This window comes from Aquibaculum sediminis (genome assembly GCF_040712085.1).
In the GTDB taxonomy this organism is placed as follows: domain Bacteria; phylum Pseudomonadota; class Alphaproteobacteria; order Kiloniellales; family DSM-21159; genus Aquibaculum; species Aquibaculum sediminis.
The window spans coordinates 163960-176614 of record NZ_JBFCVK010000006.1 but is presented as its reverse complement, the minus strand read 5'-3'; the positions used below and the strand labels follow the sequence as shown (position 1 = coordinate 176614).

The following is a 12655-nucleotide window of genomic DNA, read 5'->3' as shown; positions in this document are numbered from 1 at the left end:
TGATCTTGGGCGGGGACTGGGTCCGAAAGGTGCGCGGCAGCTTGCCCAAGCGGCTGCATCGGTGCAAGTTCCGCTCCATGCGTGGATACTTCGGAATTGGCGTCGAGGGCATCTCCAAGGCGATGAACCTCGGCAACCTGCAGCGCTCGGCCCATGCCTTCGGCGCAAGCTTCTTCTTCACCGTTGCGCCGCAGATCAGGCAGCGCGAGGTCCGCCTGTCGGACACCTCCAAGGCACCCGATCATCTGCCGACCTACAGCTTCGCGTCGGTAGCGGAGGTGCAGTTGCCGCGGCACTGCCGCTTGATCGGGGTGGAGCTGACGGACGATGCGGTCGAGCTGCCCAGTTTTCATCACCCCACGTCTGCGGCCTATGTGCTGGGGCCGGAGCGCGGCAGCCTCTCGCCGGAGATGCAGGCCCGCTGTGACGCGATCGTGAAGATTCCCATGCGGTTTTGCATCAATGTCGGCGTGGCCGGCGCGATCGTCATGTACGATCGCATGACCGTGATGGGCCGCTTCGCGCCGCGGCCGGCCTCCAGTCTGGGTCGACCCGAGGAGGTGCCGCCGCATGTTCATGGCGGACAGGTGATTCGTAGTCAGCGGCAGCAAAACCAGGGCTGATGACCACACAGCGCAGATCAGCGTCCCGGCGTTGGTCGCCGGGAACCGCAAGCAGGGGGTGGCTTGCAGCCGGATGAAGCTGCTATCTTGCGACGCGGCGGAATCAGGCTCCCCCGAGCCGAGGACCTTGTTCCGGGTGCCGGACGATACCATTCCTTCACTGTGTTCTGCGTCGTCGCGGTCCGGGCCGTCTGGCAACGGACGGGGCGAAGGGCTCGGCCGGCCGGGCGATTGCGGCACGTGCCGCTGCCGGCTGTTTCCTATTGAGTCCGATTCGGTGATGATGCCGGCCGAAGCGGCCCAGTGAGGGCTCCGGAGCGTGCGAGTATTTAGGGGATAAGATATGCAGCGAAAGAGATTGATGACCTCCGCGGCAGCCGTCGCGACCGCAGCCGTCTTGCTCAGTTTCCAGCCGCAACCGGCCGAGGCGCAATCGGTGGAGCGGGTTGGCGACTTCAACGCCTGGTCCGCCTACACCACCACGGAGGATGGTAACCAAGTCTGCTTCATTGCCAGTTCGCCCACCCGCAGCGAGGGGCAGTACACGCGGCGCGGCAATGTTTTTTCCATCGTCACGCTGCGCCCGGCCGATGACCGCGACCCCGAGGTGAGCTTCATCGCCGGCTATACCTTCCAGGAGGACAGCACGGTGGAAGCCGCCATCGACCAGGAGCACAGCTTCGCGCTCTTCACGCAGGAAGATGCCGCTTGGCTGCCAAACGAGCAGGGGGCGGACCGTCAGATGATTGACCGCATGCGCGCCGGCCTCACCATGGTGGTCCGTGGCACCTCCTCGCGCGGCACCCTCACCACCGACACCTATTCCCTGCGCGGTTTCATGGCGGCCTACGACGCCATGGAGCAAGCCTGTAACTGAAAGCCGTCCCAATGAGCAGAAGCGCTCACGCCCTTGCCTTCGCCCCGCCGGAAGCGGCCGCTGACTCCAAGCGGGATCTGATCGGTCTCAGCCGTGACGCGCTGACCGAGGCGGTCGCGGGTCTTGGCGAGCCCAATTTTCGCGCGAAGCAGCTCTGGCACTGGCTCTATCACCAGGGCGCGACCGACTTCGCGGCCATGACGACCCTGTCCAAGGGCTTCCGGACCAAGCTGGCCGAGCACTTCCGCATTTCGCGGCCGGGTGTGGCGCGCCATCAGGTCTCGGAGGACGGCACCCAGAAGTGGCTGCTGCGTTTCGGTGACGGCAACGAAGCCGAGATGGTCTTCATTCCCGAGGAGGACCGCGGCACGCTCTGCGTATCCAGCCAGGTGGGCTGCACCCTGACTTGCCGCTTCTGCCACACCGGCACCCAGCGCCTGGTCCGCAACCTCTCGGCTGCCGAGGTTCTGGGGCAGATTCTGCTGGCCCGCGATTTCCTCGGCGAATGGCCCTCTCCGAAAGAGGGGCGGCGCCTCACCAACATCGTGATGATGGGTATGGGCGAGCCGCTCTATAACTTCGAGGAGGTTTCCAAGGCCCTGAAGCTGGCCATGGATCCGGACGGGGTGGCGCTCTCCCGGCGCCGCATCACGCTTTCGACCTCGGGCGTGGTGCCGATGATGGCCCGCTGCGGCGAGGAACTGGGCGTGAACCTGGCGGTTTCCTTGCACGCGACCAATGATGAACTGCGCGACGAGATCGTGCCGCTCAATCGCAAGTACCCGATCGCGGAACTGCTCCAGGCCTGCCGCGACTATCCCGGCGTCCACAACGCCCGGCGCATCACCTTCGAGTATGTGATGCTCAAGGACGTCAACGATAGCGATGTCCATGCCGACGAGCTGGCACGGCTGCTGCAGGACATTCCGGCCAAGGTGAATCTCATCCCCTTCAATCCCTGGCCGGGGACGGCGTACGAATGCTCCGACTGGGACCGGATCGAGGCCTTCTCGGACCGGCTCTACCACCACGGCCTCTCGGCGCCGGTGCGCCGGCCGCGGGGACGCGACATTGCCGCAGCCTGCGGCCAGCTCAAGAGCGCCAGTGAGCGCTTGCGCAAGAGCGAGCGGGAGGCAGCGGCCGTCGCCTGAGGGTGACGGCGCTGCCCCAATGCCTCACTGCATAAGGGCTTCCATGCCCGCGGTGAAGCCCATGAGCGAGAGCGGGACCGACACCTGTTGCTCGTCGATGTCGTAGGCCAGCACCTCCAGGGTTACCCCGCTACGCAGGCGGCGCTGCACCTCGTCGCTCAGCTCGAGCGGCGCCAGGCAGCCCCCGGGTTCGCAATGTCGGATCGGCAGGCGGTCGGGCTCGGCGTCATCGATGCTGAGGCCGATGCCGGGCGGCAGCAGGACCCCCAGCGGCATGACGAACCAGGCCACCGGAACGTTGTCGGGACCACTCGGTGCAATGACTAGGGCCATCACCGGCTCGCCGGTCTCGGGATCATCCACCGGCTGAACCAGCTCGCAGCGCCGCTGCCCGCCTTCGCCCGCACAGCGCAGGCTCCAGTCCTCGAACTGCTGCACTTCCACCTCGGCCTCCGGCACGTCCTCAGTGGGAAGGCCCTGGGCCAGCGCCGGTGATTGCACCAGGCCCAGCAGCGCAAGCGCGCCTGCTACCAGTCCGAGGGTCGTGATCTTTCGCTCAGCCATTGCTTCTCCAACCGCGTCGCATGTTCAGGGATGTCATCCAGGGATATGTCGTCCCCGGCACTCGGCCTCTGTATAGCGAAGCGGGCGCGGCGCGTCGATGCGAGCGCTTCGGTACGGAGGGTTGGCGTTGTTTGGCAGCGGAGAGTTTTTCACATGAACGTCATCAATGCGTCTTCCCGCCGAAACGAAGCTCCCCTATGATCGAACGTGTTCAAATGAACAGTAGGGCGTTTCTATAGGCCCTGAAGGAGGGGAAGGGTGCTGAGCGACCGCCAGAAGGCGATTGTCGCGCTGATCCGGGAGCAGGGCTACCAGGCGATCGAGGCCCTGGCCGAGCGCTTCGGCGTGACCCCGCAGACCATTCGGCGCGACGTCAATCAGCTCTGCGACGCACGGGTGTTGCGCCGTTTGCACGGCGGCGCGGAACTGCTGAGCGAGGCGGAAAACCTCCCCTACGATACCCGCCGCATCACGCACCTCGATGCCAAGCGACGCATCGCCGAGGCCGTTCGGCCGCTGGTCGCCAATCGCTCCTCCCTGTTCATCGGCATCGGCACCACGCTGGAGCAGGTGGCCCTGGCGCTTTCGGCACACGAGGACCTGACAGTGGTGACCAACAACCTGAACGCCGCCATGGCGCTGTCGGTCAACGGCTCCCACCGCATCGTCATCGCCGGTGGCAAGCTGCGCCTGCCGGATCGCGACCTCCTGGGCGAAGAGGTCGAGGCGCTCTTCTCGGCCTACAAGGTGGACATCGGCATCTTCGGCGCGGGCGGAATCGACGAGGAGGGCACGCTACTCGACTTCGATCCGGCAGAGGTGCGCGCCCGCGAGGCGCTGGTGGCCAACTGCCGGCGGCGCATCCTGGTGGCCGATGCCACCAAGTTCGGCCGCAGCGCCCCGGTGCGCGGCGGGCATATTGCCGATGTGGACAGCTTCGTCACCGACCGGCCGCCGCCGACGCCCATCGCGGCGCTGCTGGCCGAGGCGGGGTGTGAGACCATCGTGGCCCAGTCTGTTGAAAGGGAGAGAGTCCATGCCGGCTGACAGCGGTCCCGCAGCGGTCGAAGCGGAGGCGATCCGCAAGACCTGGGACGATGCCGTCGCGGTGGACAGCATCAGCTTCCGGGTCGAATCCGGCGAGTTTCTCGTCCTGCTGGGACCCTCGGGCTGCGGCAAGTCCACGACGCTGCGCATCGTCGCGGGCCTGGAGGACAGCGAAGGGACAGACCTGGGGCATTCCCTTCCAGCGCTCCACCATCGTGCTCTACTGGAACAAGGACGCCTTTGCAGAAGCCGGCCTGGACCCCGAGACGCCGCCGGCCAACTGGGACGAGATGGTCGAGATGGGCCAGGCCCTGACCAAGGACGATGGCTCGCAGTGGGGCGTGATGGTGCCCTCCACCGGCTATCCCTACTGGATGTTCCAGGCCTTCGCCCTGCAGAACGGCATCGAGCTGATGAACGAGGAGGGAACCGAGACCTACTTCGACGATCCCGCGGCCGTCGAGGCGCTGGAATACTGGGTCTCGCTCTCGGCCGAGCACGGCATCATGCCGAGCGGAACGGTGGAATGGGGCACGCTGCGCCAGAACTTCCTCGAAGGCCAGACCGCCATGATGTGGCACACCACCGGCAACCTGACCGCCGTGCGTAACCAGGCCGAGTTCGATTTCGGCGTGGCCCTGCTCCCGGCGAAGGAGCGTTATGGCTCACCGACCGGCGGCGGCAACTTCTACGTCTTCGAGGACACCTCCGAGGCAGAGCAGAAGGCGGCCATGAGCCCGGCCGCCTATGAGACCGATGCGCTCAAGTCCTACGTGGAGGAGTTCCCGGCAGCGGCCGTGGCCCGCGACCAGCTTGAGCACGGCGCAGCCGAACTCTCGACCTACGAGGGCGGGCGCGTGCGTGAGGCGCTCAACAATGCGGTCCAGTCGGCGCTGACCGGGTCGGCCGAGCCGGCGGATGCCCTGGCGGAGGCCCAGGCCACGGCCGAGCGTCTGCTGCGCATGTATCGCTAAGGCCTGCAAGCCGCACCCCGGCCGCCGGACGTCCGGCCGGGGTGCGGTCTTTTCCTTTTGGTGATCCCCAGTGCCATGCCTCGATTGAAAACCACCACGCTCTACGGCTGGCTGCTCTTCGCTCCTGCGGGAGTGATGCTGACGCTCTTTGCCTTCAGCCCGACCATTGCCACCTTTTGGCAGAGTTTCTTTTCCCGCGGCACCGCGCGCCGGCCGTCGCAGTTCATCGGCCTGGATAACTACGAGGCCATGCTGGCGGACCCGATCTTCTGGCAGGTGGCCAAGAACTCGCTCTGGTACGCTGTCGGCACCATTCCGACCTCCATCGCGATCGCGCTGGGCATGGCGCTCTGGGTCAATTCCAAGCTGCCGGCGCGCACCCTGGTGCGCATGGCCTACTTCACGCCGACAATCCTGCCCATGATCGCGGCGGCCAACATCTGGCTGTTCTTCTACAGTCCCGACATCGGCCTGCTGGACCAGATCGGCCGGGCCCTGGGGTTGGGCGGGCACAACTGGCTGGGCGATCCCTCCACGGCGCTTGGCGCCATAATCGTCACCACGGTGTGGAAGGAAGCCGGCTTCTTCATGATCTTCTACCTGGCAGCGCTGCAGACCATTCCCCCGGACCTGAAGGACGCGGCCGCCATCGAGGGTGCGGGCCGCTGGACCTGGTTTCGCCGGGTGGTCTTTCCCCTGCTGATGCCGACGACGCTTTTCGTGCTGGTCAATGCCATGATCAACTCGGTGAAGCTGATCGACCACCTCTTCATCCTGACCAAGGGCGGCCCCAGCAACGCCTCCAAGCTGCTGCTCTACTACGTCTATGAAACGGCCTTCAGCTACTTCGACCAGCCCTATGCTGCCACGCTGACCGTGGTGATCCTGCTCACTTTGGGCCTGCTGGCCGTGGCGCAGGTGCGCGGTCTCGATCGACGGATACATTACCGATGACCCGACGCCGCCTCACCCTTGGACGCTGCGTGGAGGTGTCGGCTGCCTGGCTGCTGGCGCTGATCTGGATCGCGCCGCTGCTCTATGCCTTCTGGGCCGCCTTTCACCCGCCGGCCTATGTCACGCGCTTCGAACTCTTCGCCCCGCTGACGCTGCAGAACTTCGTCGAGGCCTGGGGCTATGCGCCCTTTGCGCGCTACTTCCTCAACACCTTCCTGCTGGTGAGCCTGATCCTGGCCGGGCAGTTCTTCTTCTGCACCCTGGCCGGTTATGCCTTCGCGCGTTTCGAGTTTCCGGGCCGTGACCTGCTCTTCGCGCTCACGCTGCTGCAGCTCTTCATCCTGCCGGAGGTGCTGATCGTCGAGAACTACCGCATCATGAGCGGGCTCGGCTTGATCGACACCATCGCCGGCATCGGCCTGCCCTACATGGCGAGCGCCTTCGGCATCTTCTTGCTGCGCCAGGCCTTCAAGCAGGTGCCGCGCGAGCTGGAAGAGGCCGCGCGGGTGGAGGGCTGCGGCTTCCTGGGCGTACTCTGGCGGGTCTATGTGCCGGTAGCCAAGCCGGTCTATCTGGCCTACGGCCTAGTTTCTGTGTCCACCCACTGGAACAACTTCCTTTGGCCGCTGGTGGTCACCAATTCGGTGGAAACACGGCCGCTGACCGTCGGGCTGGCGATCTTCGGGGCGCCGGAAAGCGGGGTGAACTGGGCGGTGATCTCGGCGGCGACGCTCATGGTCATCGCACCGCTGCTGATCGCCTTCCTGCTGTTCCAGCGCCAGTTCGTGCAGTCCTTCATGACCGCCGGCATCAAGTGAGCCCTGGTCAAGTGAGTTCTCGTCCGGGAGACAGTCCATGCTGATTGCCCAGCTTTCCGATCCTCACGTCATGGCGCCGGGGAAGCGTGCCTTCGACCGGATCGATACCGCCGCCATGCTCGCGCAGGCCGTTGCGCGGCTCATGCGCTTCGAGCCCCAACCCGACGCGGTGCTGCTCACCGGGGACCTGGCCGACGGTGGGGCGCCGGCGCCCTATCGGGAGCTGCGCCGCATCCTGGCGCCCTTGCCCATGCCGGTCTACCTGCTGCCGGGCAATCACGATGACCGCCAGGAACTGCGCGCGGCTTTCCCCGAAGCGGACTATCTCAAGCAGGATCCCGACTTCCTGCACTTCGCCGTCGACCTCGGCCCCTGCCGCCTGCTGGCCCTGGACAGCCTGCTGCCCGGCTCGATCAATGGTGAACTCTGCGACCGGCGCCTTGCCTGGACCGAGGCGCGGCTGCAGGAAGAAGCGGACAAGCCGGTGATCATGGCCATCCACCATCCGCCCTTCACCACGGGCCTGGCCAAAATGGATGCCTATGGGTTGAAGCGGGGCGGTGCCGAACTGGCGGCCATCGTCGCCCGGCACCCGCGCGTGGAGCGCCTGCTCTGCGGCCACCTGCATCGCCCGATCCAGGTCCGCTGGGCCGGCACCCTGGCGATGACGGCGCCCAGCACCGCGCACCAGATGAGCCTCGACCTGCGCCCGGATGCGCCGCTCACCATGCACCTGGAGCCGCCCGGCTTTCTGCTGCACCAGTGGATCGCGGGGCAGGGGCTGGTGAGCCACCTGCTGCCCAGCGGGGATTTCGAAGGCCCATTACCGCTTGGCGGCGGTCACTGAGGCGATCCAGTTTGGGCGCGCGGGCCCTCGTCGCCCTCTCGTGCCAGGTCGAACAGCTGCAGCAAGGCTTCGGGCGGCTGCGCGCCCGGCAGGGCGTAGTGTCCATCGATGATGAAGCAGGGCACGCCGCTGATCCCCGCCGCCCGCGCCTGCTGGTCCTCGCTGCGGACCGCCGCGCTGTCGGTATCGCTTTCCAGGTACGCCCGGGTTTCCGCCGCCGGCAGACCTGCCTGCTCGGCCACCTCCAGCAGCGTTTCCCGCTGCCCGATGTCCCGTCCGGCCAGGAAGTAGGCCTGGAACAGCCCCTCCACCAGGGGATCTTGCAGGCTGTGGCCACCTGCGAAGCGGATCAGGCGGTGCGCCTCCACCGTGTTGGGGGTGCGCTGGATGGCGGGGAAGTTGAAGGCGATGCCTTCTTCCGTGCCCACGGCTGAGACATTGCGATAGACCTCGGCGCTGGTGGCCGAGGGGCCGAACTTCAGTCTGAGATAAAGATCACGCTCGATCCCCTCTTCCGGCATGTCCGGGTTGAGCTGAAAGGCGCGCCACCGGATTTCCGCAGTTTGCGCCACTTCGGGCCGGGCGGCGAGCGCGCGCTCCAGGCGGCGTTTGCCCACGTAGCACCAGGGGCAGATGACGTCGGAGAAGATGTCGATGCGCATGGCTGGTCTTTCCGGTTGGAGTGGGTAGGACGGCTTGACCTTTACCGACTGCCTCACGACCATAGCCGCCCACGGGCCGCAAGGCCACGGGACCAAAGCGAGGGAGTGCCAATGGCTGAAGCCATCAGCAAGTTCGACCAGGATCTGCCGCGTCGGGAAGCCAACCACGTCGCCTTGTCGCCGGTTTCCTTTTTGCAGCGCTCCGCGGCGATCTATCCGGAGTCGACCGCTGTCATTCATGGCCGCCATTACAGTTACCGCGAATTCGCAGAGCGTTGCCGCCGTCTCGCCTCGGCCCTGCAGAAGCGCGGTCTCGGGCAGGGTGACACCGTGGCGGTCATGGCGCCCAACGTCCCGGCATTGCTGGAAGCCCACTACGGCGTGCCGATGTTCGGCGGGGTACTCAATGCCCTCAACATCCGGCTCGACCCGGCCACCATCGCCTTCATCTTGCAGCACGGCGAAGCCAAGGCCCTGATCGTCGATCGTGAGTTTTCGCCGGTGATCCAGGCCGCCCTGGCCGAACTGGATCGCAAGCCGCTGGTGATCGACTACGACGATGCCATGACCGAAGCCCAGGGCGGCACGCGCGGGCCGCTTATCGGCGAGTTGGAGTACGAAGCCCTGCTGGCCGAGGGCGACCCCGATTTCGCCTGGCAGCCGCCGGCCGACGAATGGGAAGCGCTGGCGCTGAACTACACCTCGGGGACCACCGGCGATCCTAAGGGCGTGGTCTACCATCACCGCGGCGCCTTCCTGAACGCGGTGGGCAACGCCATGGTGCTGGGGATCGACCGGCGCGCCGCCTACCTCTGGACCCTGCCGATGTTCCATTGCAACGGCTGGACCTACACCTGGGCGGTGACGGCCATGTCGGGGACCCATGTCTGCTTGCGCAAGGTGGACCCGGCGCTGATCTATCCCTTGATCGAGGAAGCGGGTGTCACGCACCTCTGCGGCGCGCCCATCGTGCTGAACCTGCTGGCGCATTCCCCGGCCGACGTCCGGCGTCCGCTGCCGCGGCGGGTGCGTGTCGGTACCGGCGGTGCGGCGCCGCCCTCGACGGTGATCTCTCGCCTGGAGCAACAGGGCTTCGAGGTGCTGCACCTCTACGGCCTGACCGAATGCTACGGCCCCTCGACACTCTGCGCCTGGCAGGACGACTGGAGCAACCTGCCGCTGGAGGAACGCGCCATGAAGATGGCGCGCCAGGGCGTGGCCTATCCGACACTGCAGGAAGCCAGTGTGCGCGATCCCGAGACCCTGGAAGCCGTGCCGGCCGACGGAGAGACGGTGGGGGAGTTGATGCTGCGCGGCAACACGCTGATGAAGGGCTACCTGAAGAACCCGGAGGCCACGCGAAGAGCCTTCGCCGGCGGCTGGTTCCGCACTGGCGACCTCGGCGTGCTCCATCCCGACGGCTACGTGGAGATCAAGGACCGCTCCAAGGACATCATCATCTCCGGCGGGGAGAATATCTCCTCCCTGGAAGTGGAAGAGGTGCTCTACCGGCACCCCAAGGTCATGGAAGCGGCGGTGGTCGCCCGACCCGACCCGAAGTGGGGCGAGAGTCCCTGCGCCTTCGTGACCCTGCAGGAGGGGGAGGAGGCAACGCCGGAAGAAATCCTCGCCTGGTGCCGCGATCACCTCGCGCGCTTCAAGCTGCCCAAAACGGTGGTGTTCGGCGCCCTGCCGAAGACCTCCACGGGCAAGATCCAAAAGTTCGTTCTGCGCGAGCAGGCCAAGGAGCAGAAATGATCCACACCGACCTGAGCGGCCGCGTCGCCCTGGTTACCGGCGCGTCCAGCGGTATCGGCCACCACTTTGCCCAGACCCTGGCGCGGGCCGGGGCACGGGTCGCCATCGGCGCCCGGCGAAGTGAGAAGCTGGAATCCCTGGCGGCGGAAATCGCCGCGGCCGGCGGGCGGGCCCTGCCGCTGCGCCTGGACGTGACCGACCGGGACTCCGTTGCCGCTGCCTTCGCCCATGCGGAGACCGAACTGGGCACCCCCGACATCATCGTGAACAACGCTGGCGTGACCATCGACCGTCCGAGCCTGGAGCAGAGCGAGGAGGAGTGGGACCGGGTGGTGGACACCGATCTCAAGGGCGCCTGGATGGTGGCCTGCGAGGGCGCCCGGCGCCTGGTCGCGGCCGAGAAGGGCGGCAGCGTCATCAATGTGGCTTCGATCCTGGGCATTCTGGGCACGCCGCGGGTGGCGGCCTACACGGCGGCCAAGGCCGGCCTGATCAACCTGTCGCGCAGCCTGGCCATCGAGTGGGCGCGCCACGACATCCGGGTGAATGCGCTTTGTCCCGGCTACATCATCACCGACCTCAATCGCGAGTTCCTGGAAGGCCCGGTGGGCGAGAAACTGAGCCGGCGCATTCCGCAGCGCCGCTTCGGGCAGGCGAGCGATCTCGACGGCCCACTGCTGCTGCTGGCCTCCGACGCCTCGCGCTGGATGACCGGCAGTGCCCTGGTGGTCGATGGCGGCCAGAGCGCGGCGGCCTGAATCATGCTGTTGGATGATACGACGCGCGAAGCCCTGGCTGCCTGGATTGCCGAGCGGGCGGGGGTGAAGGACTGCGCAATCCGTGAGGCCCGGCCCCTGTCGGGCGGTGCCATTCAGGAGAACTGGCTGCTTGCGGTGGAATTGCTGGACGGCCCTGGCAGCGGCCATGCCGAGTACGTCCTGCGGGCGGATGCGCCCTCCGGCGTGGCGGTCAGCCACAGCCGTGCCGAGGAGTTCGCCCTGCTGCAGGCCGCCCGGGCTGCCGGTGTGACCGCGCCGGCGCCCTACTGGCTTGCGGATGCCGACGGCCCGCTGGGGCGTCCCTTCTATCTGATGGCCAAGGCCGAGGGTGTGGGTTTGGGTGCGAAGGTGGTGAAGGACACCAGCCTGGGCGGAGATCGCGCCGCACTGGCCGAGCGGCTGGGGTGCGAGTTGGCGCGCATTCATGCCATCCGGCCGCCGCGCGACGAACTTGCCTTCCTCGGCACCCCGTCCGATGACCCGGCCGCTGCATTCGTCACGGACTATCGCGCGCAACTTGACACTCTGGGGCAGCCGCGCCCGGCGCTGGAGTGGGCCTTGCGCTGGCTGGAGTTGCAGGCACCGCAGCCGCCCACGCAGGTGACGCTGGTCCACAATGACTTCCGGACCGGAAACTACCTGGTGGACTCGCACGGTCTGACCGCGGTGCTGGACTGGGAGTTTGCCGGCTGGGGCGACCCCGAGTCCGATATAGGCTGGTTCTGTGCGGCCTGCTGGCGTTTCTCCCGGCCCGAGCTCGAAGCCGGCGGCATTGCGGCGCGCGCCGACTTCTACCGCGGCTACGAGGCGGAGAGTGGGCGAAAGATCGACGATGCGCGCGTGCGCTACTGGGAGGTGGCGGCGCATCTGCGCTGGGCGGTCATTGCGGTGCAGCAAGGCAGGCGCCACTGGAGCGGCGCTGAGCGTTCGCTGGAACTGGCCCTGACCGGACGAATCGCCGCTGAACTGGAACTGGCCCTGCTGCGCATGACGGCACCGAAGGCCGCCGAAGGCGCTTCAGGGGCCAAGAGCGACCTGCCCGCAAGCAAGGATCGGCCGAGCGGCGCCGAACTGCTTGCGGAGGCTCGCCGGGTGCTGCGTGAAGCCATTTCGCCTTCGCTGCAGGGCAGTGCGCGCTTCCAGGCTGCCATGATCGGCAATGCCATGGGCATCGCCGAGCGTGAGTTGCTTGCTGCCAGCGCTGCAGACGAGGCGGCCGCGCTGAACGATCTCGCTTCGAGGATCCGTGCCGGCACCCTGGACCGGGACGGCGGCGTGCACGCGCAACTTTTGGCCGATGCCGAGCAGCGTACGGCCGTCGCCAACCCCTCTGCGCTGGAAACTCCCGCCGGGTCTGGCTGACAGCGCGTTGCAATTATCCTGGCCCTGGCCGGGAACCCGCGCTCGTATTCGGCATTCGTCATTGCGGTACAAGACCTTAATCCCCTTTTTCTGCGATTGCGGGGGTGGTCCTTTTGCAACGCGAGTTCATTTTGCTGCATTGCGATCACCGCCTATAACTGAGTAACGGGTCGGAAGCGTTGAGTTGTTGAGCCAGCCAAATGGCTGGGGTGCCAACGAACTTCTCCGATCTGGTGATT

General features: G+C 66.6%; 13 protein-coding genes and 1 pseudogene. 12 read left to right on the top strand and 2 right to left on the bottom strand.

All coding sequences use genetic code 11. The features are described from left to right. Positions 1 to 41: 41 nt before the first annotated feature. The 3 genes from ABZ720_RS11340 (at position 42) to rlmN (ending at position 2651) form a co-directional block, all read left to right on the top strand. Entirely contained in the window at positions 42 to 623 is a 582-nt protein-coding gene (locus tag ABZ720_RS11340) for an RNA methyltransferase (RefSeq protein WP_438264094.1), read from the top strand. 343 nt (positions 624 to 966) lie between these two features. Further along, positions 967 to 1500, top strand: coding sequence for an invasion associated locus B family protein (locus tag ABZ720_RS11335; protein WP_366555637.1), 534 nt, complete (start codon positions 967 to 969; stop codon positions 1498 to 1500). A gap of 11 nt (positions 1501 to 1511) precedes the next feature. Further along, positions 1512 to 2651: a dual-specificity RNA methyltransferase RlmN gene (rlmN, locus tag ABZ720_RS11330; protein ID WP_366555636.1), complete on the top strand. Its 1140-nt coding sequence runs from the start codon at positions 1512 to 1514 to the stop codon at positions 2649 to 2651. 24 nt (positions 2652 to 2675) lie between these two features. On the opposite strand, the gene ABZ720_RS11325 is transcribed toward rlmN, so the two are convergent. Beyond that, a complete protein-coding gene (locus ABZ720_RS11325; protein ID WP_366555635.1) occupies positions 2676 to 3215 on the bottom strand; it encodes an invasion associated locus B family protein in 540 nt (179 codons plus the stop codon). Positions 3216 to 3473: 258 nt separating this feature from the next. Here ABZ720_RS11325 and ABZ720_RS11320 point away from each other — a divergent pair, with 258 nt between their 5' ends. From ABZ720_RS11320 to ABZ720_RS11295, 6 genes and pseudogenes are all read left to right on the top strand, one after another. Then, the gene (locus tag ABZ720_RS11320; protein ID WP_366555634.1) at positions 3474 to 4262 is read left to right on the top strand and encodes a DeoR/GlpR family DNA-binding transcription regulator; all 789 of its coding nucleotides are present in this window, start codon (positions 3474 to 3476) and stop codon (positions 4260 to 4262) included. Next, a pseudogene (locus tag ABZ720_RS11315) lies at positions 4252 to 4389 on the top strand (hypothetical protein); the annotation flags it as partial. The gene ABZ720_RS11320 and the pseudogene ABZ720_RS11315, both read left to right, overlap by 11 nt. An 88-nt stretch (positions 4390 to 4477) precedes the next feature. After that, a complete protein-coding gene (locus tag ABZ720_RS11310) occupies positions 4478 to 5236 on the top strand; it encodes an extracellular solute-binding protein (RefSeq protein ID WP_366555633.1) in 759 nt (252 codons plus the stop codon). Between the two features lie 75 nt (positions 5237 to 5311). Then, positions 5312 to 6190, top strand: coding sequence for a carbohydrate ABC transporter permease (locus ABZ720_RS11305; protein ID WP_366555632.1), 879 nt, complete (start codon positions 5312 to 5314; stop codon positions 6188 to 6190). Then, a complete protein-coding gene (locus tag ABZ720_RS11300; protein ID WP_366555631.1) occupies positions 6187 to 7008 on the top strand; it encodes a carbohydrate ABC transporter permease in 822 nt (273 codons plus the stop codon). The genes ABZ720_RS11305 and ABZ720_RS11300 overlap by 4 nt, the downstream gene beginning before the upstream one ends. A 37-nt stretch (positions 7009 to 7045) precedes the next feature. Then, the gene (locus ABZ720_RS11295; RefSeq protein WP_366555630.1) at positions 7046 to 7855 is read left to right on the top strand and encodes a phosphodiesterase; all 810 of its coding nucleotides are present in this window, start codon (positions 7046 to 7048) and stop codon (positions 7853 to 7855) included. On the opposite strand, the gene ABZ720_RS11290 is transcribed toward ABZ720_RS11295, so the two are convergent. Further along, positions 7849 to 8517: a DsbA family oxidoreductase gene (locus ABZ720_RS11290; RefSeq protein WP_366555629.1), complete on the bottom strand. Its 669-nt coding sequence runs from the start codon at positions 8515 to 8517 to the stop codon at positions 7849 to 7851. The genes ABZ720_RS11295 and ABZ720_RS11290 overlap by 7 nt on opposite strands. 111 nt (positions 8518 to 8628) lie before the next feature. On the opposite strand from ABZ720_RS11290, the gene ABZ720_RS11285 reads away from it, so the two are divergent. From ABZ720_RS11285 to ABZ720_RS11275, 3 genes are read left to right on the top strand one after another with little or no spacing between them, the layout of a single operon-like run. Next, complete coding sequence (locus ABZ720_RS11285) at positions 8629 to 10275, top strand: acyl-CoA synthetase (protein WP_366555628.1); 1647 nt, start codon at positions 8629 to 8631, stop codon at positions 10273 to 10275. After that, positions 10272 to 11033, top strand: coding sequence for an SDR family NAD(P)-dependent oxidoreductase (locus tag ABZ720_RS11280; protein WP_366555627.1), 762 nt, complete (start codon positions 10272 to 10274; stop codon positions 11031 to 11033). Before ABZ720_RS11285 ends, ABZ720_RS11280 begins: the two co-directional genes overlap by 4 nt. Positions 11034 to 11036: 3 nt before the next feature. Next, the gene (locus ABZ720_RS11275; RefSeq protein WP_366555626.1) at positions 11037 to 12416 is read left to right on the top strand and encodes a phosphotransferase; all 1380 of its coding nucleotides are present in this window, start codon (positions 11037 to 11039) and stop codon (positions 12414 to 12416) included. The last annotated feature ends 239 nt before the right edge of the window (positions 12417 to 12655 follow it).

What these genes read in the sequence shown, in the direction of transcription:
- ABZ720_RS11335 (WP_366555637.1), top strand. Translation starts at nt 967, where the DNA reads ATGCAGCGAAAGAGATTGATGACCTCCGCGGCAGCCGTCGCGACCGCA.
- rlmN (WP_366555636.1), top strand. Translation starts at nt 1,512, where the DNA reads ATGAGCAGAAGCGCTCACGCCCTTGCCTTCGCCCCGCCGGAAGCGGCC.
- ABZ720_RS11325 (WP_366555635.1), bottom strand. Translation starts at nt 3,215, where the DNA reads ATGGCTGAGCGAAAGATCACGACCCTCGGACTGGTAGCAGGCGCGCTT.
- ABZ720_RS11305 (WP_366555632.1), top strand. Translation starts at nt 5,312, where the DNA reads ATGCCTCGATTGAAAACCACCACGCTCTACGGCTGGCTGCTCTTCGCT.
- ABZ720_RS11300 (WP_366555631.1), top strand. Translation starts at nt 6,187, where the DNA reads ATGACCCGACGCCGCCTCACCCTTGGACGCTGCGTGGAGGTGTCGGCT.
- ABZ720_RS11295 (WP_366555630.1), top strand. Translation starts at nt 7,046, where the DNA reads ATGCTGATTGCCCAGCTTTCCGATCCTCACGTCATGGCGCCGGGGAAG.
- ABZ720_RS11290 (WP_366555629.1), bottom strand. Translation starts at nt 8,517, where the DNA reads ATGCGCATCGACATCTTCTCCGACGTCATCTGCCCCTGGTGCTACGTG.
- ABZ720_RS11285 (WP_366555628.1), top strand. Translation starts at nt 8,629, where the DNA reads ATGGCTGAAGCCATCAGCAAGTTCGACCAGGATCTGCCGCGTCGGGAA.
- ABZ720_RS11280 (WP_366555627.1), top strand. Translation starts at nt 10,272, where the DNA reads ATGATCCACACCGACCTGAGCGGCCGCGTCGCCCTGGTTACCGGCGCG.
- ABZ720_RS11275 (WP_366555626.1), top strand. Translation starts at nt 11,037, where the DNA reads ATGCTGTTGGATGATACGACGCGCGAAGCCCTGGCTGCCTGGATTGCC.